The organism is Vasconcelosia minhoensis LEGE 07310, from assembly GCF_015207255.1.
In the GTDB taxonomy this organism is placed as follows: Bacteria; Cyanobacteriota; Cyanobacteriia; order Phormidesmidales; family Phormidesmidaceae; genus Vasconcelosia; species Vasconcelosia minhoensis.
Genome location: NZ_JADEXG010000020.1, coordinates 52,131 through 75,895 on the forward strand (window position 1 = coordinate 52,131; position 23,765 = coordinate 75,895).

A 23,765-nucleotide genomic window follows, 5' to 3' on the forward strand; every position below is an offset into this window, starting at 1 on the left:
ACTAACTGGATCGCGATCGCACCGCCTTCAGGCAGTTAATTACTCAAAATGTCAGTCTAAACCTTAGAATTGGCCTATTGTTTAGACGATGAAGCAATTGACCAAGCCGATGTTCTCATCTGTGAATACGGGGCTGCGCTGGCTCCGATTGCTGGCCCGGCAGCCCTTTTCTCGCCGCCGTCTGTTTCGATGGGGTCAGTATGCTGGGTTGTTCAGCCTGTGTCTGCTGCTGGCCGTGAGCTGTGGCGGGCAGGCAAATGAGTCTGCGGATTCGGCCGGGGGCGCGGCCGGTGAAGCGAGCGATCGCGTTGCCATCGGTACCACGCTCACGGCCCGAACGCTAGATCCCGCCGACGCCTACGAAATTTTTCCCGGCATTTTGCTCTACAACATGGGCGACCGGCTCTATACTTACGAGCCGGGCACCACGGAGCTGACGCCGCAGCTGGCGACGGAGATGCCCGACATCAGCGAAGACGGGCTGACCTATACAATTCCCCTGCGGGAGGACGTGACGCTGCATGACGGCACGCCGTTTACCGCTGAAGTCATGGCCTTTTCCATCGAGCGGTTCATGGAAAATGGGGGACGGCCTGCCTTCTTACTGTCCGAAAAGATTGAGTCGGTCGAGGCAACGAGTGACTATGAGCTGACGATCACGCTGAAGCAGCCCTTCGCCGCTTTTCCGTCGCTGCTCACCTTTTGGGGTGTGACGCCGGTTCCACCCGACCAGTACGAAGTGGCCGAAGGCAGCTTTCAGCCGGATACCTTCGTGGGCTCGGGTCCCTACAAGCTGGCCTCCTTCAGCAGTGACGTGATTAAGCTCGACGCCTACGAAGACTATTGGGGCGAAGCGCCTGAGAACCAGGGCATTGATATTCAGATTTTCACCAGCCCGGCAAACCTCTACAACACCTTTCTATCGGGTGGCCTGGACGTGGCCTACCAGACTCTCGACCCCGAGCAGATCGCCAGTCTTGAAAGAGATGCCGACTCGGGCGGCTGGCAGGTGATCGAAGCGGGTTCTACCGTCGTCAACTACATGTCGCTCAACCAGAAAATTGCCCCGTTTGACGACCTTAACGTACGTAAGGCCGTCGCCTCCATGGTCGATCGCGAGCTGATTAACCAGCGGGCCTTTCAGGGGCAGGCCGAGCCGCTCTACAGCCTCATTCCGAAAAGCTTTGAAGTCTATGAGCCGGTGTTCGAGGAAGCCTACGGCGACGGCAACTATGACCAGGCCAAGCAATTCCTCAGCGAAGCCGGAATCAGCGAGGCCAACCCGCTGGAGTTTGAAATCTGGTATCCCTCAGCTTCAACGACTCGCAGCGTCGTGGCCAATACGATGAAGGAATCGATTGAGCAAAGCCTGCCGGGTTTGGTCAATGTCACCGTCAGCACGGCTGAAGGCGCAACCCTGTGGGAAAACGTCGAGAAGGGCGTCTATCCCAGCGTGCTGTCCAACTGGTATCCCGACTACTTCGATCCGGATAACTTCGTGCAGCCCTTCCTCAGCTGTGACCAGGGCTCAGCGTCGGGTCTGTGCGAAGAAGGTGCGACCCAGGGCAACGGCTCCTTCTACTACAGCGACCAGGCCAATGAGCTGCTCTCAGAGCAAAGTGCTGAGCTGGACGAGTCGAAACGCGACGAGCTGTTCGAGGACCTCCAACAGCTGATGGCGGAAGATGTGCCCTATATCCCGCTGTGGCAGAACAAGGACTATGTGTTTGCCCAAAGCGGTATTGAAGGCGTCGGCATAGAGCCCAACCAGCAGTTCCTGCTCTGGCAAATTAGTAAAGAAGGGTAGCTGACCAATGGCGACGCGCTCTAACGCGCTGCGGATTTACGTCCTATCGCGGCTGCTGCTGGCACCGCTGATGATCTGGACGATTACAACTGTTGTGTTTTTGCTGATGCGGGCGACCCCTGGCGACCCAGTGGATGCGCTGCTGGGTCCCAGGGCCCCGGAGTCGGCGAAGGCGGCACTACGATCGCAGCTGGGCCTCGACGCGCCCCTCTGGCAGCAGTATTTCAACTACCTGGGCAAGCTGCTCAACCTTGACCTGGGCAGCTCCCTGACCAGCCAGGGACAAACGGTTTGGCAGATTATCCGAGCCCACTTTCCGGCCACGGTGGAGCTGACCCTGTGCGGGCTGCTGATCGCGGCGGTAGTGGGGCTGACGGTGGGCGCGATCGCGGCATCCCGACCGAATACGCCGCTGGATGCGGGTGGGCGGCTGTTTGGGATCATCACCTACGCTGTGCCGATGTACTGGTTTGGAATGCTCTTGCAGCTTTTGTTTGCCGTTCAGCTGCGCTGGTTCCCGATTGGCACACGCTTTCCTTTAGGGCAGTCGCCTCCGCCAGGGCCGACCGGGCTATACCTGCTCGACAGCCTGCTGCACGGTAGTCTGGCTCAGTTTGGCACCACGCTCTACTACCTGGCCCTGCCTAGCCTGACCCTGGGCATTCTGATCAGCGGCGTCTTCGAGCGGATTGTGCGGGTCAACCTGAAGCAAACTCTCCAGGCTGACTATGTGGAAGCGGCCCGGGCGCGGGGCATTCCCGAATTCCGTATCGTCACGGTGCATGCCCTGAGGAACGCCATGATTCCGGTGATTACAATCCTGGGTCTCACCTTTGCCTCGCTGCTAGGCGGTGCCGTCCTGACGGAGGTGACTTTTTCCTGGCCGGGGCTGGCGAATCGGCTGTTTGAGGCGATCTCCCAGCGCGACTATCCGGTGGTGCAGGGGCTGATGGTTTTCTTTGGCGGTATTGTGGCAATTGTTAGCATCCTGATTGATATTTTGAACGCCTACGTAGATCCTCGGATTCGGTATTAGTTGGGATGGGAAACAGGGGGGATCATCCGCAGAACTGCGAAGATCTATGGTCACTGATTTGACACCTAATATGAGAGACTGACATCGTTTTTAGCGGATTTAGTTTCTACAGCTTTTCTTAAGATTGACCGAATTGGCGGCTGTTTCCAGGCGAAGTAAAAACCGCCAAAGGGCATAGATACCTAACGCTTTCGGGCTATGCAGTAGGTCGCATTCAGCATCGGGATCGGTTTGACAGTGGGCGATCCCCGCCCTATTTCTGTCCTTTGGTTCGTTGCGGATGTCTGAAATGCTTGACATAATAGAGAAGTCCACATCAGCCGGGTGCTGTTCTTGACCACAGGTCATTTTCCTGTCAGATCGCTCAAGAGCCGACCCATAAATCTAATAATTCATGTTAATAAATCTTACGTCCAGCGCTTCGCCAGACAAGTCATCCGCTTCCGGAGCATCGCCCCTTTTACAGAAGGATAAAACGATGGCGACGATTATTCAGCACGTCCATTGCCCAAACTGCGGCAGCGACGCAGAACGCTACCATCTGACTCAGGAGCGGCTTGTGCGCACTCAATGCCCGACCTGCGACTACCTGATGATTACCTGTGCCGGTACGGGAAAAGTGATTGAGGCCTATGCGCCGGGTTTGCCCGCTTGAGCCGATCTTCAGAACAGGCTAATCGGTTTTCTTAACTAACCCATTGCCTGATGCTGCGCCCCCGTGAAAGCTAGGGCGCAGTTTTATGCTGATTGGCCCGACTGAGAAGCCCTGAGCTGGCCGCAGGCCGCATCTTCTTGCAGTCCCCGAGACTGGCGGACGCTGACGGCAATCCCCAAATCCTGGAGCTGCTGCATAAAGGTCTGAACCTGCTGCCGACTGGGGCGCTTATAGTCCACCTCAACAATCGGGTTATAGGGAATGAGGTTAACGTGGCTCTGAAAGCCCCTCAGCTGAGCGGCAAGCTCCTGGGCCTGGGCCGCGCTGTCATTCAGTCCAGCCAGCAGGATATATTCAAAGGTGACGCGGCGACCGGTCAGCTCGACATAGTCCCGACATTCCTGTAGCAGGTCGGCGAAGGGATAGGGCTGGGCGCTGGGAATGAGCTGGGTCCGGAGGGCCTGATTAGACGCATGCAGGCTGACGGCGAGGGTCACCTGGAGCCGGTGCTGGGCCAGACGGCGGATATGTCCTGGAATGCCGACCGTAGAAACGGTGATTTGCCGTTGGCCAATGCCGATGTCCTGATTTAGGCAGCGTACGGCTGCCACAACGCTGTCTGCGTTAAGTAGGGGCTCGCCCATACCCATAAAGACGACATTGCTCACCCGCTGCTGAAAGTCGGTCTGCACCGTTAGTACCTGATCGACAATCTCATGCAGGGCCAGATTGCGGGCAAAACCGCCTTTGCCCGTGGCGCAAAAATCACAGCCCATCGGACAGCCGACCTGAGATGAGACGCAGACGGTCAGCCGTTTGGCGGTCGGTATGCCGACGGTCTCGATGATATGCCCATCGCCCAGCCGCAGCAGATACTTGACCGTTCCATCTGGGGCCTCCGCCCGATGGTGCAGCTCGGAGCGGCCAATCGCAGCTGCGGCCTGCTCAGCTCGCCACTGTTTGGGAAAGACGGTGATGTCTTGGAGCAATCGCGCCCCTTTCCGATAGATCCACTGGTGGAGCTGTTTGCCCCGATAGGCGGGCTGCCCCTGGGCCTGCACCCAGGCCGTCAGCTGGGACAGCGACTGTCCCAGTAGCGGTAGGCGATCCGATTCGACGGCCGATTCTATCGGGGAGACGGTGGGAGGAGTGACAGCGGGCATGTCGGTTTCTAAGGCTTTAGCGGCTTCAGTAAGGCTTCAGCCTCCATTGTAGGCGCTGGCCCGGCGGCCCGGCGAAGCCGGCCTAGTTATCACCCTCATTCATCAGGTCTACGAGCCCTTCGGTGAGGGCACGGGGATCCATAAACAGGACCTTAGAGTTATCGCTCTCACCGATCTTTTGATTGGCTTCAACATAGCGCTGGGCCAGCAAAAAGTTGAGAATTTCGCGCCGACCCTCACTTTTGTCTAGGGCCTGGGCCAGCAGACGCATCGACTGCACCGTGCCCTCAGCTTCTAAAATAGCCGCTTTCTTTTTAATGGCGGCGGCCTGCTCCTGCTGCATCGATTCGATCACCTCTGGCGGCGGCTTGATCTCCTGAAGCTCCACCCGGTTGACCTTGACGCCCCAAGGCTCAGTCGCTTCGTCCAGCACGTCGAGCAGTGCCTTATTAATGCTTTCTCGGGAAGAAAAGGTACTTTGCAAATCCATTTTGCCAATTTCCGACCGCAGCGAGGTGACAACCAGTTCCTGCATCGCAAATTCCACATCTTCGACGGCGTAAAAGGTCTTTTCCAGATCGAGGATTCGCCAGTAAATAATTGCGTCTACGCTGAGGCTGACGTTATCGCGGGTGATCGCCGTCTGGGGCTTAATGTCGAGCGTCTGCTCTCGGAGCGTATCTTCTAAAACGACCGTATCTAGAAACGGAACGATCAGGTTAAGCCCTGGTCGGAGCGTGGTTTTAAATCGGCCCAGCCGTTCTACTAGAGCCTCGTTGCCCTGCTTGACAATACGCACTGAGCCAACGGTATAGCCAATAATGATCAGCGAGAGAATGGCTAAGATTGAGGAACCCATCTATGGAAACTCCTGAGAGGTGCTCTTTGCATAGCACAGCTGATCTATGAATGTCTAGCTACGAAGGTTTCGCGGCTACCGGGCGACGGGACTCAACCGCCAGCGGCATAACGAATAGCCTATTACCCTGCCGCCCGACAACGCTAACGGTCCGACCAGGCGCGATCGCGGTATGCTCTGACGGACAGCGCGCGTTCCACTGGACGCCTTCATGCATCACCTGGCCGACTCCCCCAGCGGCAATGCGGATGCGGACCGTAGCTCGCTTGACGATGGCGGCAGCCTGACGCGGCTCCAGCCCTTTGAAAAGGCTATTCAGAGCATTCAGGATAGCGACTTTGCCGAAATGGCCTGCGGTAGCTCAACCCAAAAGGTGGTGGCATCGTGACCGCTGCTGATGCCAATCTCGCCCTCTAGATGCATTAATAGGCGCTTGACCAGCGCTAGGCCCAGGCCCGTACCTCCCTGCTTCCAAGGATCGGCGCTGGGAATGCGATAGAACTTATCAAAGATCCGGTCGCGCTCTTCGGGAGAAATTTCAACGCCGGTATTGGTTAAGCTCAGGCAAAGCCGGTTGGCTTCGGTGGCCCGAGCGGTCAACCGGATAGCCCCGCCGGGGGGCGTATATTTACAGGCGTTATTTAGCAGCTCAGCGAGAATTCGCTCCAGGCTAGACAGGTCTGAAACTAGCGGGGGTAGGTCGGCCGGAATGGTTAAATCTAGGGTTTGCTGACGGCTTTGCGCTCGCTCTTGGAAGCTCTGCATCAGCGACGGCAGCCATCCCGACAGTTGGATCGGCTGAGGCAGAATGGGGTGATTGCCGACGTCGAGTCGCTGGAGGTCAAGCAGGTCATTGATGAGGCCAATCTCGCGCTCGCATTCCTCTTGCAGAATACGGTAGTAGCGGGCCACGCGACGCTGCTCTAACATCGGCTTTTGCAGTTCGGCGTTGAGGTCAAATTCCTGATTGAGGGTAACGCCGAGCAGCTGCAGCGCCACCCGCATACTGGTGACGGGGGTACGCAGCTCGTGAGAAACCGTACTCAGGAAGTCGTCTTTGAGCGTATTCACCCGTTCCAGTTCCTGCACCTGGAGCTGGGCCTCCTGATAGAGGCGAGCCTGACGGATGGCAATCGCGCATTGGTTGGTCACCTGCTGCACCAGGCGAATATCCAGCTCCTTGAAGCCGTATTCCGGGTCGTTAATCAGCCAAAGATCGCCCAGCACGCCGCGGTCATCCAGGATGGGAGAGGCAAACATCGCGACATGGCCCCGCACCGGGTTGGGGATAATTGAACAAAACTGAAGGTACTGACCCTCTAGCAGCTGTGTGTAAACCTCCGGAAAATCTTCCATCTGGGCAACGCGACCCTGGGAGGAGTGGAGGCCAATTGTATATTCCTGATAGATCGTTGAGGTGCCCTGTTCCAGGTCATAAAGCGCCGTATTTGCCCCCTTGACGCCGAGGGCTTCGGTCAGCTCCCTCATCGCCGTCTGCAAAATCTGGGCCTCATCCAGGCTGTCGCGGACGCGATCCGTCACCCGCTTTAGCGTCGCTTCAAAGGCCAGGGCGGTTTGCAGCCGGGTTTGCCCCTCGGTGATTTCCTGCCTGAGGGAGGCGTGCGCCCGCTGCATCTGCTGATTCAGCTGGGTCAGGGTAGCCAGCGCCAGCTGAGCGGTAACGTCCACCAGGGTATTGACTAGAACCGGCTGCTGGTCGAGCTGAAGCAGGGCACGATGGACAATCAGCCGCCGCGATGACCCCGATGAAAGCGTCAGTTCGAGTTCAGCGGGCTCGCCTGTGCCGCGGTCAAAGCAGGCAGCGTCATCCTGTCTCAGCTGCTGCGCAGCGGCCTCGGATAAAAAGGCCGTCTCCCCCAGTTCAATCAGCGCAGCGGGGGTCTGGCCGAGGAGAGCACCGCAGGCCTCGTTGGCATAGAGCCAATGGTGCTGGGCCGTCTTGACATAGACCGCCGCGGCGATCGCGCCAACCAGGCTGTCGAGAGTGACAGCAGCGGCGGACTGAGCCGGGGGGATGAAATCGGATTTCATACGCAATTTATACGCAATTTAACGGAGACCTGCCTTCACTATTCCCAGTCTCAGCTTAGAACGCCCATCTACACGCTGAGCACCAATAGAATAGGAATTAGCTTAGAACAACTGTCCCAGAAATTTTACTGAAATTTCAGTTTCAAATGACCCAGCTGTCCGCAAACGATACGGCGACTCACTGCTTAATCTCGCCACCCGGCCTCCACGAGCTGCCGCCGCCGGAGCTACGGCTAGGCGTACTGGCCTCTGGCAACGGCAGCAACTTTTCCGCCATCCTGGCCGCGATCGCGGCGGGGCAGCTGCGCGCCGAGGTAACCGTTGTGGTTTACAACAATCCGACGGCTAAGGTCGCCGAGCGGGCGGCGGCGGCGGGAATCCCGGCAGTGCTGCTGGACCACCGAGCCTACGAGACCCGAGTCGCAATGGATCAGGCGATCGTTGCCGTGCTGCGATCGCACCGGGTTGACTGGGTGATCATGGCGGGCTGGATGCGCCGCGTTACCCAGCGACTGATCGATGCCTTCCCTCAAAAAATTCTCAATATTCACCCCAGCCTGCTCCCCAGCTTCCCTGGTCTGGCGGCGGTGGAGCAGGCCCTGACCGCAGGCGTGAAAATCACCGGCTGTACAGTCCATGTGGTAGAACTCGAAGTGGATAGCGGTCCCATTATTATGCAGGCTGCCGTTCCGGTCCTGCCCGATGACAGCGCAGAAAAGCTCCAGGCCCGGATTCAGATCCAGGAGCACCGGATTTTTTCCCTCGCGATCGCCCTAGCAGCGCAGCAGGCTCAAAAGCTAGCCCAGCAGTCCGAGTCGATATCTATCCGCTGAAATACATTTTCGTTCTTCAAAGGATTTAAATTAGACTCATCAGCCAAATTTTTCCCTGCTCATAATCCTGCAGTATGTCTCTGAATAGCCCAATAGAACTCTCTCGATGGATGCTGTTTTCCCTGGGCGTTCAGGTCTCTCTGTACCATTCGGAGCGGGTCCCCAAGCATGGTTCGCTGCTGGTCGTCAGCAACCACCGCAGCTTTCTGGATGCGCCGCTGATGATGGTTGCGGCCGGTCAGCCGGTGCATTTTGCCTGCCACCACTACATGGGCGAAGTGCCGGTGATGCGCGATGTGGTTAAGGCTCTAGGCGGCTTTCCGCTTGATCGGCCGGGGCAGCGGAGTCGCAGCTTTTTCAAGCAATCGACGGCACTGCTAAAAGATAATCGGGCCGTGGGCATTTTTCCCGAGGGCACCGACCCGATGGTACAGCTGACCTCACCCCAGCAGGTGGGTGAATTTCAGCGCGGCTTTGCCCATTTAGCCCTGCGCGCGCCGATTGACAAGCTGTCGATTTTGCCGGTGGCGATCGCGTCCCTAGAAGAAACCCAAGGGATCCCGATTCCGCTCCAGGTCTTGAGCTGGTTTGACCCCTCTGAACCGCTGTTTGATCAGTCGGGCTGGCATCCGGCGGTGCTGTATCGCCGGGTCAACCTGCTGGTCGGGCAGCCGATTCAGATTACCGATGAGCACCGGCGGCATTATCAGGGCAAGCAGGCGGCTGCGCTGGCCGCTGAACTGACCGAAACCTGTCAAGCAGAAGTGGCAGGACTGTTGCAGCAGGGTTGTGACTGATGACACAGCCAACACCTCGGTTTGAAAATCCCGTTCGATTTTTGACCCCCCGGCCCGTACGGCCAGAGGCGCCACTGTTCATCTTTTTGCCGGGGATGGACGGCACTGGCCAGCTGCTGAGGACGCAGCTAGCAGGGCTGGAGCGCAGCTTTGATATTCGCTGCCTGTCGATTCCCCCCTGGGACCTGACCGACTGGGGCGGGCTGGTGCAGCAGGTGAGCGACCTGATTGCTGCGGAAGCGAAGGAGAAGTCGCAGCGCTCGGTGTACCTGTGCGGCGAATCCTTCGGTGGCTGTCTAGCCCTCCAGGTGCTGACTCACGCGCCCCAGCTGTTTGAGCGGGTAGTGCTGGTCAATCCGGCCTCTTCCTTTCGGCGGCTGCTGTGGATGCGGCTGGGGGCGACCCTTTCCCTCTGGACTCCGAAGTCGTTCTACCGAATAGGGATGAAGGCGCTGGTACCGTTTTTGAGTGAGCAAGCGCGAATGGGTCGCAGCGATCGTCAAGCCCTGTGGGATGCGATGAATTCGGTGCCCGCCAAGACGGCGGCCTGGCGGATGTCGTTGCTTAACTCATTTGCAGTAGAGCGGCTGCCGCTGGAGCGGATGACCCATCCGGTGCTGCTGATTACTGGCGCGAATGACCGACTGCTGCCCTCAAAGGAAGAGGGTAAGCGGCTGGTTTCCCGACTGCCCAATGCGCAGATGGTCGTCCTGCCCCACAGCGGCCATGCCTGTTTGCTGGAAACCGATGTTAATCTGTATGAAATTTTGCACCGAGCGGACTTTATCGACGCCCACGCCAAGTCTCATTCCATCCGAGCCTCGCGACCTCCAGATGACCGCTATAGTAAGTAGTAAAGTTATATATAACTGTATATCTGCCGCGCTTGTTTCATTTGAGACGCCATAAAATCATGTCTTTAACATCCTTAAGCCGAGCCCTAAATCGCCCCCTAAATCGCCTTAGTCTGTGGCTGGTTGCAGTCGCGATCGCGATTTTATCCACCCAGTCGCTCATCGGTCCAGCCTGGGCGACCGGCGTCTACCAGATGCCCGCTGCGGTGGATAGCGACACCTGGCTGATCGATGACGCCAATCAGGTTTCCCGGCTAAATGAAGGCAAAATCAGCAGTGAGCTGAGTGACCTCGCGGAGCAGACCGGGAACGAAGTTCGCTTTGTCACGATCCACCGCCTGGACTACGGTGAGACGCCCCAATCCTTTGCCGATCAGCTGGCCCAGCAGTGGTTCTCAACCCCAGAGGCGGCCGCCAAACAGACAGTCATCGTGCTAGACGACGTGACCAATAACATTGGCATTCACGTTGGCAGCGCCGCCGCAGATCGGCTGACGCCAGACATCGCTGAAAGCGTTACCGAAGAGACGATGAAGGTACCGCTGCGCAATAACAATCAATACAATCAGGCCTTTTTGGAAGCGACCGACCGCCTCGTGGCAGTGCTGTCAGGAAAACCTGACCCAGGGCCGCCGGTGGTTGATAACAGGATGCAGATCGAGGGAACGTTTGCCTCAGCAGAAGAGACCGAAGCCAATCGCGGCAACTCGACTATTTTGGTTGTGTTGCTGCTGATTGCGGCGACCGTCATCCCAATGGCAACCTATTATTGGTACCAGTCGATTGGCGGATAGATACCGGATGGATGAATGAAATGGCTTGAGCAAACGCCGCGCTGGATGGTCTGGGGGCTGGCCTTGCCGCTGCTGGCACTAAATGGCTGGGTGGCGCTGCAAATTTTAGACTACTTCCAGACGCTGATCACGATCGTGGTGACGGCGGTTCTGCTCTCCTTTGTGCTGAACTATCCGGTGGGCTGGCTCAGTCGGCTGCGACTGCCCCGGGGGCGGGCGGTGCTGCTGGTTTTGCTGCTGGCGGTCGCGGCCATTAGCATTTTGGGCGTCACAGTGGTGCCGCTCCTGTTCCAGCAGCTCAACGACTTGGCCGAGCGGCTGCCGACCTGGCTGGAGTCGGGGACGTCTCAGCTTGCCTCGTTTCAGATTTGGGCGGCGGAGCATCGCCTGCCCATTAGCATTCCCAAGCTGCTGGAGGAGTTTGAAGGTAAGCTTTCAACCCAGCTTCAGAGCCTTAGCGGCAACGCCTTGAGCCTGGTCCCCGACGCGATTGGCAGTCTGCTTCAGCTGCTGCTGACGGTTGTTTTGACGCTCTATATGCTGCTCCAGGGGGAGAAGCTGTGGACTGGGCTATTCCAATGGCTACCCGAGGACTGGCGGCAGACGCGATCGCTGATTCGGCAGAATTTTCAAAACTATCTAATCGGACAGGTGACGCTGGGGCTGCTGATGGGCACCGCCATGGTGATCGCCTTTTTACTGATTCGTGTCCCCTTTGGGCTGCTGTTTGGGATTGGCGTCGGCATTCTAGCCATCTTTCCCTTTGGCACGCCCGTTGGCATTGCCATTGTCAGCTTTCTAACAGCGCTCAAGAGTATCTGGCTGGGGGTACGGGTGCTCGCCGTGGCTGTTGTGCTAGATCAGCTGATTGAGAACGCAGTCGCGCCTCAGCTGATCGGCCGCTTCACCGGCCTTAACCCGGTATGGGTCTTAATTTCTCTGCTGATTGGAACCAAAATTGGCGGGCTGCTTGGGCTGGTTTTAGCCGTGCCGACGGCCAGCTCAATTAAGAGCATTTTTGAAAGTCGTCGCGCCGCCCGGCTTTCACCGGATGTCGAACCCACAGGCGCCCCTGAGCCTGTCCTTGAAGGCAGTCCCGACAGCATTCTTTCGACCAGTTAAGACAACTCGCCAGAAAGCCGTTCGGCGACCTGCTTCAGCCGCTGGAGCTGGGCTTTCATATCCTGCTGGGTCAAACCGGCGGCAAACTGATCGAAGCCAATGCGGACCAGCGGGTTGGGAATGGTGAACTCAAAGCGGTTGAGCAGCCGGGTGCCGTTCGATTCAGGCTGGCACTCCCAGCGATCGCGGCCTTTAAAGAATCCCTGGAACTGCCATACGACTAAGCCCGGCTCCCGTTCGACTATGGTGCTGATCAGGCTGGGCTTCAAAACCGGGACCTGAAGCATAAACCGAAACTGGCTGCCCAGCTGCGTACTCCAGGTGGCTCCGACGGGCTCGCAGCGCAGCGCCGGATTGAGCCAGCGGTGCATCAGCGCTTGCTCGGTAAAGCAGCGCTCCACCTGGGTCGCACTAGCCCGAATCAGGACAGAATGCTCATAGACTCTAGGCGCTGCCATCGGGCCCCAATCGGATTGACCAGAATTCCTCAGTTCGATCTTGGCATAGATCGGCTTCACCGGACAGCCATACCGCGGCTATGTTGCCTACCCATTTGCTGACCAAAGGCAGCGTCAGCGCGTTTTGTGAGGTCGCTTCAGAGCGCTTTAGGCGATGGCGAGGCTGCGGCCTGGGGGTGGAAATACTGATGAATTTGCTGTGCTAGCTGCGGCCCGATTCCCGGCGTCGTGGCCAGCTGCTGGGGGGAAGCTTCACGAATATAGTCAATCGAGTGGAAAGTAGCCAGCAGCTGCTTGCGGCGTTCGTGGCCCAGCCCAGGAATGTCTTCTAGTCGCGATCGCCGCATCCGGTCTGTCCGCTGCTTGCGGTGAAAGCTGACGGCAAACCGGTGGGCCTCATCGCGCAGCCGTCGCAGCAGATGGATACCGGGCTGCTCAGCGTCAGTGGGCAGCGGTGAAGACTGGCCTGGCAGAAATATTTCTTCGCGTTTTTTAGCCAGGCTGACGACCCTGAGCTCACTGAGCAGATTGAGCTCCCGCAGCACCTCGACTACCGCCGACAGCTGGCCTTTGCCGCCGTCAATCATCACCAGGTCGGGCCAGTCGGGGTTGCTCACCCGCTCCAGGGCCGGATTCTCGGCATAGCGGCGAAAGCGCCTGCGAATCACCTCGGCCATGCTGGCAAAGTCGTCCGAATGGCCGGCCGTCACCGTTGGGGTTTTAATCTTGTAATGGCGATAGTGCTGCTTAGCGGGCAGCCCGTCGATAAAGACCACTTGGGACGCTACCGCGTCAGAGCCTTGAATATGGGAGATATCGTAGCCCTCGATCCGCCGGGGATGACCGGGCAAATCGACAATTTCGGCCAGGTCTTGCAGGGCCTGGGCGTTGCGGTCGGCAAAGCGCTGGGTGCGGGCCAGCTCGTACTGGGCGTTGCGCTCGACCATCTCCACCAGTTCGGCCTTGGTCTGGCGCTGGGGCACCTCAATGCTGACCTTGCGGCCTTTTTGCTGGGTCAGAAACTCAGCTAGTATCTCGGTCTCTGGCAGGCCGTGCTGCACCAAAATCTCCGCCGGAATCTCAACCGGATCGACCAGGCGGAAATGCTCTTCTAGCACCCGCTGAAGGATTTCGCCCGGCGTTCCCGACTGGGCTTCAGCCACAAAGCCCAGCCGTCCCACCAGCCGTCCGGCTCGAATTTGGAAGAGCTGAATGCAGGCGTGCTGGTCGTCGGCAGAAAGGGCGATCGCGTCTCGCGACACCGTATCGTCGGGCAGCGCCACCTTCTGACTGGCGTTTAATATCTCTAACCCCTTGATCTGGTCGCGGATCTGGGCCGCCTGCTCAAAGTTGAGCCGCTCAGCCGCCCGCTCCATCTGCCGGGTCAGGATATCTACCAGCTCCTGCGATCGGCCCTGGAAGACCATAGCCACCTTCTGTACAATCTTGTGATAGTCCTCAGGTGTAATCAGCTCTTGACAGACGCCGGGGCACTGGCCAATATCGTAGTTGAGACAGGGGCGATCGCGAAACAGCGGCTGCGGTCGCTGCCGCAGTGGAAAGATTTTTTTGGCCAGGTGTAGTGTCCGCCGCAGTAGGCCAGTATCGACGTAGGGGCCATAATAGCGATTCTTGGCGTTCTTGCGTCGCTTGCGGGTAATAAAAATTCGGGGATAGTCCTCTGACCAGGTAATGCAGAGGTAGGGATATTTTTTATCATCCTTCAGCAGCACATTAAAGTAGGGCTGCTGCTGCTTGATTAAGTTGGCTTCCAGGGCCAGCGCTTCGGCTTCGGTATCGGTGACGATAAATTCAATTTCGGCCACCTGCTGCACCATCGCCGCAATCCGGGGCGTATGGTTGGGCAGCTCGCGAAAGTAGGAGCGGACTCGCGATCGCAGCCGCTTGGATTTGCCAATGTAAAGGATCTGCTCAGACCCATCTTTCATAAAATAGACCCCCGGCTCCTGGGGAATTTCTTTGAGCCGTTCAGCCAGGCGATCAGGGTCTTGCAGCAGCGGAGTTGGAGAGGAGAGGGTAGGCACCGGTGTCAGAAAATTTGTGCGATTTAATCAATACGATTTGTAGGCATTTACAGCACTGGCCGTTGGACAGATCGCTGCTTTAGGGAACGCTTAAGTACATTTAACATTCCATTATAGTTTGGCATTCCTTTACAATTTCGCGGGCCGGATCGGTCGGCAAAACCCTCATCAACTCTATTTGGTATGGCTGTAGTTTGGGGCCTTCCGTATGAAGATGGGTTTAAAGTAAAAAGGAATACATTAACTTTTGGATGATATTTTCGAAAGAATTGGGATCTCGCACTTTAGCTGCGAAAGATAAAAGAATAGCCGCTCTGGTCGTGTAATCATCAACAAAAATATGAACCTTCAAGAATTTGAAAATCAGTACCGTGAGTCGGTAGACGAGATCTTGAACAAGCTCCAGTCTCTGGTCATGCTCTCAACCAAGCTAGAAGCCGACATCGTTGAGGTCGGACAGTCTGTCCAGGTTCTCAGCCGCAATACGGAAGTCTTCATCGAACAGCAGCGTCAGGCTGGCAGCGAGTCTGAATGAGTATTGCTATCCCAATCGCCTTTCGCTCAGCGGCTTCGCAGCAGCTGCTCAACCGCTAACCTTAAATCTGAGGGCAGCACGGGCTTCACCAGATAGGCATCAGCTCCCAGGTCATAGGCTTTTTGCTTGTCGGCCTGGAGCGTGTAGCCGCTCACCACTAAGATGGGTAGCGAATACCAGGTGTCATGACGCCGAAGCGTCTCAATAATAGAGAATCCATCGATGCCGGACAGCTTTAGGTTCAGCATCAGCAGACTGGGCTGAACCTTCTCCAATATTTCTAAAAGTTCCATCCCATCGACTAGGGGAAGCACCGAATAGCCGCAGTGTTCTAGGTAATCGGTAAACAAGATACGGTTGCCGTAGTCGTTTTCGATCAGGATGATGCGCCCTAGATTGTCCGATGTGGAAGTCATGTTTGGCTCTGAGCGGTCTTAGGTAGCCGCTATCGCTGCATCAATAAATTCCGACGGAGCCATAGCTAAAAGGTGCCAGCTTTCAATACCGACATGCCAATGCCAGCACTATTGCCAACACTATAGAGGCATAGGTCAGCTTACGCATAGCTAGAATCTAAAATTATCGCGAATTATTACACGGCGCCAGAGCTACTTTCTAGAGGCTACAAACGCTGCGATCTTTTGCACGGCAGCGGTCAAAACGGCAGGCGGATGCACCAGGGCTAACCGGACATAGCCTTCGCCCGACTTGCCAAAGCCGCGACCGGGCGACAGGGCAACCCCCGTGTGCTCCACCAGCTCAGTGCAAAACCGCACCGAATCCGCTGCCCAGGGCTCAGGCAGCCTGGCCCAGACATACATCGTGGCGGGCGGCAGCTCTACGGCCCAGCCCATTTGGTGGAGGGCTTGAACGGCGGCGTCGCGGCGGCTACAAAAGGTCTCCACCATGGTATCAACGCAGTCCTGGGGTCCCTCTAGGGCCGCGATCGCGCCCCGCAAAATGCCGCGATACTGGTTGAAGTCCACCGTCGCCTTAACCTGCTTCAGAGCTTGAATCAGGCGGGCATTGCCGATGGCATAGCCGACCCGAAAGCCGCCCATGTTGTAGGACTTGGAGAGGGTAAAGAACTCAATGGAGACCTGCCGTTGCCGGTCGGCCTGAAGGACGGAGGGGGCATGACCTGGCGAAAAGATCAGGTCAACGTAGGGAAAATCGTGAACCAGCACCAGATCATGGGCTTTGCAGAACGCTACTGCCTGCTCAAAAAACGCCAGCGGCGCCACTGCTGCGGTCGGATTGTGGGGATAGCTCAGCACCATCATCCGGGCCTGGGCCAGGACTGCCGCTGGGATAGCTTCTAGCACCGGCAGGTAGCCTCGCGCGGCTAGGAGCGGCATTGGATAGATCTGGCCGCCCGCCAGGTAGACGCCACCGGCGTGGGAGGGGTAGCCGGGGTCCATCAGCAGGGCAAAGTCGCCGGGGTTGAGCACTGCTAAGGGCAGGTGCGCCGTTCCCTCCTGGGAGCCAATCAGCGGCAGCACTTCTGTCTCCGGAGCGACTGCGATCCCATATTTGCGCTCAAACCACCGGGCCGCCGCCAGGCGGAAGGGCTGGGTGCTGTGGAATAGGGCGTAGCCGTGGGTCGCGGTGTCAATTAGGGCCGCCGCGATCGCGTCTAGCACGTGGGGCGGGGTCGGCAGGTCAGAGGAGCCCAGGGACAGGTCGATCAGGGTTTGGCCAGTCGCGATCGCCCGGGCCTTGGCCTGGTCCATGTCGGCAAATACGTTGGCCTGAAGTGGTAGCAGGCGATCGGCAAGTTGCATAGCGCGAGGATTGAAGGATTGATCTGAAGCCAATCCCAGGGCGGTGGGATGGGTCTAGAGCTGATCGAGCTCGGACTTCAGCGCCTCTAGCTCTTTGTCTACCTCGGCGTCCTGAGGCCTGGACGGGGGGTCAGTAGCGGGCTGGTCGGCAGCGGGCAGCTGGCCTTGGGAGGGCGCGGCACCGCTCAGCATCTGCGCCTTCATCGCCTCTAGCTCGTAATCGACATCGCCGCCTGCTTCCAGCTGGGCAAACTGGCTTTCCAAATCGGCCCCGGCCAGCTCAGCCGCGGCTTCAGACTTGGCTTCCATCAGCTGGATTTTTTCTTCCATCCGCTCAAAGGCACCCATAGCGCTGCTGGTGCTCAGGTTGCCTACGGTTCGCTGCAGCTGCTCATTGGCCTTGGCCGCGCTGGCCCGGGCTTTGAGCATGTCTTTCTTGGTTTTGGCCTCAGAGATCTTGCTCTCCAGTCCAATCAGGTTGCGCTTGAGGGCAGCGACCGAGGCCGACTGCTGCTCAAGCTGAGCCGACAGGCTGGCGGCGGTTTCGGTATTCGTTTTTTTGCGGACAAGCGCTTCCCGAGCCATGTCTTCTTTACCCCCTTGCAGCGCCAGCTGGGCCCGCTGCTGCCATTTGGCGGATTCTGACTCGGCCCGATCGCGCTGCTGCTGAACCCGCTTTTGGCTAGCGATCGCGCTAGCAACGGCCTGACGCATCTGCACCAGGTCTTCCTGCATGTCCATAATCGCCTGATCGAGCACCTTCTCTGGATCTTCAGCACTGCTAACCGCAGCGTTCAGGTTGGCCCGAACCAGGCGGCTGACGCGGTCAATTAAGCCCATGATACTTTTTCCTTAACAATCGTCTTGGCAGCAGCGGCAGTCAATAGCCCCCTATGCTAATAGTCTTAGCATATGAGCAGCGATGATCGGGGTAACCACGGGGTTGAAAAATCGGTTCATTTGATTTCCCAATTCACGGCCCAATCTGAGTAGGCTGAATACAGCTGACTTTATTTTACTGACGCAAAAATGCCGCAAGCTACTCAGTCTGTCTCTAATGTGATTGCGATCGCTTTTGACTTTGACGACACCCTCGTCCCTGACACCTACGACGCCCTGATCGAAGACTTTGGTTACGATTCTAAAACCTTTCGAGAAGAGCGTTACTATCCCCTGCTCAAGGACGGCTGGGACGGCATCCCCGCTCGGTTTTATACCCTAATTGAGGAAGGGAAACAGCGCACCGATGGCAAAAAGCTGACTCAGTCCTACATTCGGGACTTTGGTCGGCAGCTGCGGCCCTTTTCGGGCGTAGATGAGATGTTCGGTCGGCTACGACAAACGGCTGGGGATATCAGCCCCGATACTGAAATTGAGTTTTACCTGATCACCAGCGGCTTTGTTGAAATTGCCTGGAATACTTCAATTTCCAGCCAGTTCAAGGCAATGTGGGGCTGCGAATTTCACTTTGACGAATCGGGTCAGGCCCAGTATCTCAAGCGCTCGGTCACCCATCCTGAGAAAACCCGCTACCTCTACTATCTGTCTCGGGGAATTGACAGTCACTCAGAAGACAACCTGCTGTTCGTCTATGAGGATGTTTCACCCGACGAGATTCGCATCCCGCTCAATCAGGTGATCTACGCTGGAGACGGCACCTCCGACCTGCCCTGCTTTACCCTGCTGAATCAGGCTGGCGGCATTCCCATTGGCGTTTACAAAGAGGGCACGGCCCAGGACTGGGCGCAGGAATACCAGGTCAGCCAGAGCCAGCGCGTGGTCAACCTGGCCCCGGCCGACTACAGCCAGGATTCAGAGATGATGCAGTCGCTGACCCTGGCGGTTGAAGGGCTGTGCAAGCAAATTCTGCTGCGTCAGCTGGGCCGAGGTGAATAGTCGCAGCCTAGCCAGCTAGGGCAGCGGTTGCAGCGGCTGGATCTGAGCACCCAGGGCGCGGTCAGATACACCGGCGCGTTGGGCTGCAATCAGGCCGATGGCTTCCAGGTAAGAATTGACAATCGTCGCCTTTATACCTAACGCCGCCGGGGACACCTGAAGTGTAGTCGAGTTATCATTCACGGCAATAATCTGAGCCGAGGCGCTGAGGCTGAGTACGGCGCTACCGCCGCTGGCCGTTGCTGGCACAATCACCGCATCCACCTGCTCTGCCCGAATCGTCTCAGCCGCTGTCGTCCCGGCCTCGACCAGCTGAGGGGCGCGGCTGAGCCCGGCCAGGACGCAGGACAAAAAGGTATAGCCAATCTCTTCAGCCGCTGAGCGGGGCGAAAGCGTTGGCTCTAGCGGCAGCGGAGCCAGGGCGGGCGCGTGGGCACAGGGAATTCTAAATGTCCGAACGACCAGATGGCTGATCACGGCTTCGGCCCCGGCTAGCGGGTCTACGCCCTGGCCCTGACGATAGGCGCTGAGGGCCGCGCTGCCGACGTCATCGGGAAAACGAGCCACAACCGCGATCGCGGTCGCCCCCGCCGCAATCAGCTTTTCCACCGCCCGCAGCAGGCTGTCGGGCTGGGTCAGGGTACCCCAGGTCGCGCCGGTGCTGGCGGTCTGGAGGGTGACGCCCAGCGGCGCATCGGTAACGGCGTAGGGCGTCAGGTCGAGCCCGAGAGTGGCGCGAGCCGCATCGGCGGCCTGGAGATGGCGCCAGCGCAGCGAGTCCTCAATCCCTCGATCGAGGACTAGGCCAATTCGGTTTTGATGGACGGGTCGCAGCTGCCAGCGACCGGCAGCGAACTGGTCCAGGCCATAGCCCTCAACGTATTGCGCATTCGCCAGCGGCCAGTAGAGCTGAGCGCCGTTGAGCACGTTGGGGTGAGTAATCAGGCAGTCGGTCACCTGCGCGATCGCCCGGGCCACCGGCAGGGCATCTCCGGCATAGCCGCCAATCGCCGCGCCGATGCCTGTAGGGATAATTAAAACAGTCCTGTGCTGGGGCATGAGCTAGGGAAGAATGACCGCGCCGCTGAACTTAGCTGTCAGTCGTCACCACCGCTTCCACACGGGCCACCTGCCGCCCCGGATCGACCGCCGTCACCGCCCAGCGCAGCGGTTCGCCCCGCTGCCGCAGCGCTGCCTCAATCGCCTGGCTCAGGGTCGCAGCCACCGGGCCGAGGGAAACTTCAATCGTGACGAACTGGAGGTGCATCTGAAAAAGGCGGCCTACTTCTTCTGAAACTGGCCGAACTGGAGTTCGTACACCGTATCTTCTTGCTCCGTCTCGACCGTCAGGTCTGACTCTGGGTAGGCAACGCAGAGCAGCGCGTAGCCCTGCTCCTGGAGCTCAGGACTGATTCCCATGCCGTCTTCCTGGTTGACGCGGCCTGAGGTGATCTTAGCCGCACAGGTGGTACAGACTCCCGAGCTACAGGAATAGGGCAGGTCTAGACCGGCTGCCGTGGCCGCGTCCAGCACGGTTTGGTTAGGCTCAACCGTTACCTCGTGAACCTGGCCCTGGTGGTGAATTTTTGCCTGGTAGCGTTCAGCCATCTAACCGACCGCCTCACCGGCAGGAAAGGCCCGGTCAAACTCTTCTAACAGGTCATCGATTTCTTCAATTGCCTGATTCACGTCAATCTTGAGCGTGCCCAGGTTGGGCTGTTCGAGCAGGCGGAGCAGGGCCTGGCGCTTGTCTCTGATCACGTCAATCCGGGTGCGAAGGGCTGAAAATTCCATCCAAAGGGACTCCTGCTGCATTACATTTCTTTATAACAGGATAGGCTTTTACCGATGTCATCTGGCCCGTTATCTGCTCTGAAGTCATCTGGCCCAGAACGGAGCATTGCCTATCCAAAAAGCACTTTATCCTACCGGTGATTTCATGCTGCGTAAACTCCCCCTCGGCTCAGTTCTCCTGATTGTGGGCGGCATTCTGACCCTGGTCGGCTTTGTCGCCTACTTTCAAGAGCGGGCCACGCTCAACCTGGTCGGTTTTTTTTATGGCATTCCCATTCTACTCGGTGGGCTGGCGCTACGAGCGGCCGAGCTAGAGCCGGTGCCGTTTACCGCTCTCAGCAGCGAAGCCGTGCTCGCCCTGCGCGAAACCCAGGCCACCCAGACCCAAAACCAGGTGCGAAAAGACGTCACCCGCTATCGCTACGGCCAGGAAGCCCACCTGGACGAAACCCTGGAGCGGCTAGGGCTGAGCCCCAACGACCAGCAGCGCCCCGTGCTCGCTGGCCTGCGCGAAGAGCAGCGCGACGGCGCCTATACGCTGGTGCTGGAGTTTGACTCGCCCTTCATTCCGCTGGAAAAGTGGCAGGAAAAGCAGGCCAAAATTGAAAAATTCTTCGGCCCTAGTATCCACGCCGAAATTACCCAGCCGCAGGACAAGCGAATAGAGCTGGCGATGATTGCCGAGGCTTAGCGCGATCGCCAGCCCCTATTTCTCTAAGCGCACCGCATACCACTGCAGCCGCTCACCGGGGGCCGTTTCCAATTCGCAGCTGGTACGAACCAGATACCGAGCCTGTTCCTCTGGGCTGGTAAACTTTTGTAAGTCGCGGGGCAGGCTGCCCGAGTAGGCGGTCAAAACCTCTTTCAGCTTTTGCAGCAGCTGATCGGGCGTCAGAAAAGTCTCATCGGCATCGGGGCTGAGCAGGACGTACATGTCCTCGTCGTATAGCATAGAGTCAGCCATGGCAGAGACCTCACGGGATTCATTCTTCCTAACAGGATAGGCCGTCACCAAAAAAAGATCCGGTGATAAGATCGAATCATTCACCTTAATTCCGACCGATTTACCGGGCATTCCTTCGATTTACTATGGTTCAATCGCCGATCAAACCCGCCCCCGAAAAAGTGTCCAAGCTTGAGGGCATCAAGGAACAGAGTCAGTTTCTACAAGAGCCCGTGGCGACTGAGCTGCAGCAGAACACGACGCATTTTTCTGAAGCCGGTATCCAGATTCTCAAGTTCCACGGCTCCTACCAGCAAGATAACCGCGACAACCGGGTGCGGGGCCAGGAAAAGGACTATCAGTTCATGCTGCGGCTGCGGAATCCCGGCGGGTTCATTCCCCCAGAGCTCTACCTGACGCTGGACGCGCTGGCCGATAAGTACGGCAATCATACGCTGCGAGCGACGACGCGGCAGTCGTTTCAGATGCATGGCATCCTGAAGCAAAACCTGAAGGCGACCCTAGCCGATATTATCCACAGCATGGGCTCTACTTTGGGGGCCTGTGGCGACCTCAACCGCAACGTGATGGCCCCGCCCGCGCCTTACAAAAATCGACCCGAATATGTCTATGCCCGGGAATATGCCGACAATATCGCCGACCTGCTAACGCCGCAGACGCCCGCCTACTACGACATCTGGATCGATGGCGAGAAGGCGGTGACGGCGGCGGAAAACCCCGAGGTGGTTGCGGCGCGCCAGGGCAAAGCGGGTCAGGTGGAAGGGCAGGTGAAGCCGGTTGAGCCGATCTACGGGGCCTTCTACATGCCACGTAAGTTTAAGTGCGCGGTGACGGTACCGGGGGACAATTCGGTGGATGCCTATACTCAGGATGTCACCCTGGTGGTGATTACCGACGAGCAGGGCGAGCTACAGGGGTTCAACGTGCTGGCCGGTGGCGGCATGGGGCGGACTCATCGGAAGGAAGAGACCTTTGCCCGGATCGCTGACCCGGTGGGCTACGTAGACAAGGCCGATGTCTACGACCTGGTGAAGGCGATTGTGTTCACCCAGCGCGACTATGGCGATCGCTATAACCGCCGACAGGCCCGGATGAAGTACCTAATTCATAACTGGGGTCTAGAGAAATTTATCCGCAAGGTAGAAGAGACCTTTGGCAAGCCGCTCCAGCCGTTTAAAGAACTGCCCGAGTGGAAATTTTACGACTACCTAGGCTGGCATGAGCAGGGTGACGGTAAGCTGTTTCTGGGCTTTCAAATCCAGAATGGCCGCGTCTACGATAATGGCAAGCTCCAGGTCAAGGCGGCGCTGAAGGAGATCGAGCAGCGGTTTCAGCTGCCGATGCGGATCACGCCTAGCCAGAGCATCGTGCTCTATGACATTGACCCGGCTGATAAAGCCGAAATTCAGGCCGTCCTCGACCGCTGCGGCATCCTGCGGGAAGAACAGGTAGACCCGATTGACCGCCTTTCCATGGCCTGCCCGGCCCTGCCCACCTGCGGCCTGGCAATCACTGAATCGGAGCGGATTATTCCCGACGTGCTCGACCGGGTGCGATCGCTCCTCACCAAGCTCGGGCTCAAGGACGAGCATTTCGTCATCCGCATGACCGGCTGCCCCAACGGCTGCGCTCGTCCCTATATGGCGGAGCTAGGTCTGGTGGGCAGCGCGGTTGACTCCTACCAGGTTTGGCTGGGGGGCTCGCCCAACCAGACCCGTCTGGCCCGCACCTACCTGGAACGGCTGCACCTCGACCACCTGGAGCAGACGCTGGAGCCGCTGTTTGCTTACTTCAAGCGGTCCCGGCAGGCGGGTGAGCGCTTTGGTGATTTCTGCGATCGCGTCGGCTTCGACGCCCTGCGTCAGTTTGCCGAGACTTACAAACCCGCTAAGCTCAAGGGCTCCGGACGCCGCCGTAACCGGGTGGGCATTTCCGACGCGGTGTTTAACCAATTGAAATCCGCCGCCCAGGCCCAGGGGAAGACGATGACCGACGTGGTGGAAGCCGCGATCGCGGCTCACCTTGGTCAGGATGGCTAGTCCCCGATCGGACGGTATCATCAGTATCTTGCCCGGACAAAGAAGTCCCCAGTAGGGCAGAAAGCTGTGAACCTGAAATTGCTCCACGACTGCCTAGTGCTCGATGCCGTAACTCTCGGTGTCGAGCCCCCTTTCCGAGCGATGCGGCCTCAGTTTTCGATTCACCTTTTTGAGCAGCTCGGCTCCACCAATACCCAGCTCTGGCAGATGCTCCAGGCGGCTGCTCCAGCCGGAACCGTAGTGATTGCCCGCTCCCAGTCGGCGGGGCGGGGCCAGTG

General features: G+C 58.1%; 27 protein-coding genes and 1 pseudogene. 14 read left to right on the plus strand and 14 right to left on the minus strand.

Annotated elements, in window-relative coordinates:
- Nucleotides 1–88 precede the first annotated feature (88 nt).
- The 3 genes from IQ241_RS10460 (at nucleotide 89) to IQ241_RS10470 (ending at nucleotide 3,498) form a co-directional block, all read left to right on the plus strand.
- Nucleotides 89–1,807, plus strand: coding sequence for an ABC transporter substrate-binding protein (locus tag IQ241_RS10460; RefSeq protein WP_228021564.1), 1,719 nt, complete (start codon nucleotides 89–91; stop codon nucleotides 1,805–1,807).
- 7 nt (nucleotides 1,808–1,814) lie between these two features.
- Entirely contained in the window at nucleotides 1,815–2,843 is a 1,029-nt protein-coding gene (locus IQ241_RS10465; RefSeq protein ID WP_193906758.1) for an ABC transporter permease, read from the plus strand.
- Between the two features lie 478 nt (nucleotides 2,844–3,321).
- Nucleotides 3,322–3,498 (plus strand): replication restart DNA helicase PriA, encoded by a 177-nt coding sequence (locus tag IQ241_RS10470; protein WP_193906760.1) that lies wholly within the window; start codon nucleotides 3,322–3,324, stop codon nucleotides 3,496–3,498.
- 83 nt (nucleotides 3,499–3,581) lie between these two features.
- On the opposite strand, the gene rlmN is transcribed toward IQ241_RS10470, so the two are convergent.
- The 3 genes from rlmN to IQ241_RS10485 form a co-directional block, all read right to left on the minus strand.
- Entirely contained in the window at nucleotides 3,582–4,661 is a 1,080-nt protein-coding gene (gene rlmN / locus IQ241_RS10475; RefSeq protein ID WP_193906762.1) for a 23S rRNA (adenine(2503)-C(2))-methyltransferase RlmN, read from the minus strand.
- 82 nt (nucleotides 4,662–4,743) lie between these two features.
- Entirely contained in the window at nucleotides 4,744–5,520 is a 777-nt protein-coding gene (locus IQ241_RS10480; protein WP_193906764.1) for an SPFH domain-containing protein, read from the minus strand.
- Nucleotides 5,521–5,578: 58 nt separating this feature from the next.
- The gene (locus tag IQ241_RS10485; RefSeq protein ID WP_449369315.1) at nucleotides 5,579–5,737 is read right to left on the minus strand and encodes an NfeD family protein; all 159 of its coding nucleotides are present in this window, start codon (nucleotides 5,735–5,737) and stop codon (nucleotides 5,579–5,581) included.
- On the opposite strand from IQ241_RS10485, the gene IQ241_RS25500 reads away from it, so the two are divergent.
- Nucleotides 5,732–5,908 (plus strand): hypothetical protein, encoded by a 177-nt coding sequence (locus IQ241_RS25500; protein WP_228021565.1) that lies wholly within the window; start codon nucleotides 5,732–5,734, stop codon nucleotides 5,906–5,908. The two genes, IQ241_RS10485 and IQ241_RS25500, sit on opposite strands and share 6 nt — an antisense overlap.
- Here IQ241_RS25500 and IQ241_RS10490 read toward each other — a convergent pair.
- Nucleotides 5,845–7,572: a sensor histidine kinase gene (locus IQ241_RS10490; RefSeq protein WP_193906773.1), complete on the minus strand. Its 1,728-nt coding sequence runs from the start codon at nucleotides 7,570–7,572 to the stop codon at nucleotides 5,845–5,847. The genes IQ241_RS25500 and IQ241_RS10490 overlap by 64 nt on opposite strands.
- A 146-nt stretch (nucleotides 7,573–7,718) precedes the next feature.
- Between IQ241_RS10490 and purN the strand changes: the two genes are divergently transcribed.
- From purN to IQ241_RS10515, 5 genes are all read left to right on the plus strand, one after another.
- On the plus strand, nucleotides 7,719–8,405 hold the full coding sequence (gene purN / locus IQ241_RS10495) for a phosphoribosylglycinamide formyltransferase (RefSeq protein WP_193906775.1): 687 nt from the start codon (nucleotides 7,719–7,721) through the stop codon (nucleotides 8,403–8,405).
- Between the two features lie 74 nt (nucleotides 8,406–8,479).
- Nucleotides 8,480–9,202, plus strand: a complete 723-nt coding sequence (locus IQ241_RS10500; RefSeq protein ID WP_193906777.1) for a lysophospholipid acyltransferase family protein — start codon at nucleotides 8,480–8,482, stop codon at nucleotides 9,200–9,202.
- On the plus strand, nucleotides 9,202–10,056 hold the full coding sequence (locus IQ241_RS10505) for an alpha/beta fold hydrolase (protein ID WP_193906779.1): 855 nt from the start codon (nucleotides 9,202–9,204) through the stop codon (nucleotides 10,054–10,056). Before IQ241_RS10500 ends, IQ241_RS10505 begins: the two co-directional genes overlap by 1 nt.
- A gap of 59 nt (nucleotides 10,057–10,115) precedes the next feature.
- Complete coding sequence (gene psb32 / locus IQ241_RS10510) at nucleotides 10,116–10,850, plus strand: photosystem II repair protein Psb32 (RefSeq protein WP_193906781.1); 735 nt, start codon at nucleotides 10,116–10,118, stop codon at nucleotides 10,848–10,850.
- A 15-nt stretch (nucleotides 10,851–10,865) separates the two neighbouring features.
- Entirely contained in the window at nucleotides 10,866–11,972 is a 1,107-nt protein-coding gene (locus IQ241_RS10515) for an AI-2E family transporter (RefSeq protein WP_193906783.1), read from the plus strand.
- On the opposite strand, the gene IQ241_RS10520 is transcribed toward IQ241_RS10515, so the two are convergent.
- Nucleotides 11,969–12,430, minus strand: a complete 462-nt coding sequence (locus IQ241_RS10520) for an SRPBCC family protein (protein WP_193906785.1) — start codon at nucleotides 12,428–12,430, stop codon at nucleotides 11,969–11,971. The two genes, IQ241_RS10515 and IQ241_RS10520, sit on opposite strands and share 4 nt — an antisense overlap.
- A gap of 137 nt (nucleotides 12,431–12,567) precedes the next feature.
- Nucleotides 12,568–14,475 carry an excinuclease ABC subunit UvrC gene (gene uvrC / locus IQ241_RS10525; protein ID WP_193906787.1) on the minus strand — a complete coding sequence of 636 codons (1,908 nt, stop codon included), beginning with the start codon at nucleotides 14,473–14,475 and terminating at the stop codon, nucleotides 12,568–12,570.
- Nucleotides 14,476–14,815: 340 nt separating this feature from the next.
- On the opposite strand from uvrC, the gene IQ241_RS10530 reads away from it, so the two are divergent.
- The gene (locus IQ241_RS10530; protein ID WP_193906789.1) at nucleotides 14,816–15,010 is read left to right on the plus strand and encodes a hypothetical protein; all 195 of its coding nucleotides are present in this window, start codon (nucleotides 14,816–14,818) and stop codon (nucleotides 15,008–15,010) included.
- Nucleotides 15,011–15,036: 26 nt separating this feature from the next.
- Here IQ241_RS10530 and IQ241_RS10535 read toward each other — a convergent pair whose 3' ends face one another.
- The 3 genes from IQ241_RS10535 to IQ241_RS10545 form a co-directional block, all read right to left on the minus strand.
- The gene (locus IQ241_RS10535; RefSeq protein ID WP_193906792.1) at nucleotides 15,037–15,426 is read right to left on the minus strand and encodes a response regulator; all 390 of its coding nucleotides are present in this window, start codon (nucleotides 15,424–15,426) and stop codon (nucleotides 15,037–15,039) included.
- Between the two features lie 192 nt (nucleotides 15,427–15,618).
- Nucleotides 15,619–16,794 (minus strand): LL-diaminopimelate aminotransferase, encoded by a 1,176-nt coding sequence (locus tag IQ241_RS10540; RefSeq protein ID WP_193906794.1) that lies wholly within the window; start codon nucleotides 16,792–16,794, stop codon nucleotides 15,619–15,621.
- A 54-nt stretch (nucleotides 16,795–16,848) separates the two neighbouring features.
- Nucleotides 16,849–17,634, minus strand: a complete 786-nt coding sequence (locus IQ241_RS10545; RefSeq protein ID WP_193906796.1) for a PspA/IM30 family protein — start codon at nucleotides 17,632–17,634, stop codon at nucleotides 16,849–16,851.
- 189 nt (nucleotides 17,635–17,823) lie between these two features.
- On the opposite strand from IQ241_RS10545, the gene IQ241_RS10550 reads away from it, so the two are divergent.
- Nucleotides 17,824–18,690, plus strand: coding sequence for an HAD family hydrolase (locus IQ241_RS10550; protein ID WP_193906798.1), 867 nt, complete (start codon nucleotides 17,824–17,826; stop codon nucleotides 18,688–18,690).
- Between the two features lie 15 nt (nucleotides 18,691–18,705).
- On the opposite strand, the gene IQ241_RS10555 is transcribed toward IQ241_RS10550, so the two are convergent.
- The 4 genes from IQ241_RS10555 to IQ241_RS10570 are packed head-to-tail and all read right to left on the minus strand — an operon-like array spanning nucleotide 18,706 to nucleotide 20,484.
- The gene (locus tag IQ241_RS10555; protein WP_193906800.1) at nucleotides 18,706–19,749 is read right to left on the minus strand and encodes a DUF3326 domain-containing protein; all 1,044 of its coding nucleotides are present in this window, start codon (nucleotides 19,747–19,749) and stop codon (nucleotides 18,706–18,708) included.
- A gap of 31 nt (nucleotides 19,750–19,780) precedes the next feature.
- Nucleotides 19,781–19,957, minus strand: coding sequence for a hypothetical protein (locus IQ241_RS10560; protein ID WP_193906802.1), 177 nt, complete (start codon nucleotides 19,955–19,957; stop codon nucleotides 19,781–19,783).
- A gap of 14 nt (nucleotides 19,958–19,971) precedes the next feature.
- Nucleotides 19,972–20,298: a 2Fe-2S iron-sulfur cluster-binding protein gene (locus IQ241_RS10565; protein ID WP_193906804.1), complete on the minus strand. Its 327-nt coding sequence runs from the start codon at nucleotides 20,296–20,298 to the stop codon at nucleotides 19,972–19,974.
- Entirely contained in the window at nucleotides 20,299–20,484 is a 186-nt protein-coding gene (locus tag IQ241_RS10570) for a hypothetical protein (protein ID WP_193906806.1), read from the minus strand.
- 145 nt (nucleotides 20,485–20,629) lie between these two features.
- Between IQ241_RS10570 and IQ241_RS10575 the strand changes: the two genes are divergently transcribed.
- Nucleotides 20,630–21,175 carry a DUF2854 domain-containing protein gene (locus IQ241_RS10575; RefSeq protein ID WP_193906808.1) on the plus strand — a complete coding sequence of 182 codons (546 nt, stop codon included), beginning with the start codon at nucleotides 20,630–20,632 and terminating at the stop codon, nucleotides 21,173–21,175.
- A gap of 15 nt (nucleotides 21,176–21,190) precedes the next feature.
- On the opposite strand, the gene IQ241_RS10580 is transcribed toward IQ241_RS10575, so the two are convergent.
- Nucleotides 21,191–21,448 carry a chlororespiratory reduction protein 7 gene (locus IQ241_RS10580; protein WP_193906810.1) on the minus strand — a complete coding sequence of 86 codons (258 nt, stop codon included), beginning with the start codon at nucleotides 21,446–21,448 and terminating at the stop codon, nucleotides 21,191–21,193.
- 125 nt (nucleotides 21,449–21,573) lie between these two features.
- On the opposite strand from IQ241_RS10580, the gene sir reads away from it, so the two are divergent.
- Nucleotides 21,574–23,487 (plus strand): sulfite reductase, ferredoxin dependent, encoded by a 1,914-nt coding sequence (gene sir, locus IQ241_RS10585; RefSeq protein WP_193906812.1) that lies wholly within the window; start codon nucleotides 21,574–21,576, stop codon nucleotides 23,485–23,487.
- Nucleotides 23,488–23,553: 66 nt separating this feature from the next.
- Nucleotides 23,554–23,765: pseudogene (locus IQ241_RS10590) on the plus strand (hypothetical protein); the annotation flags it as partial.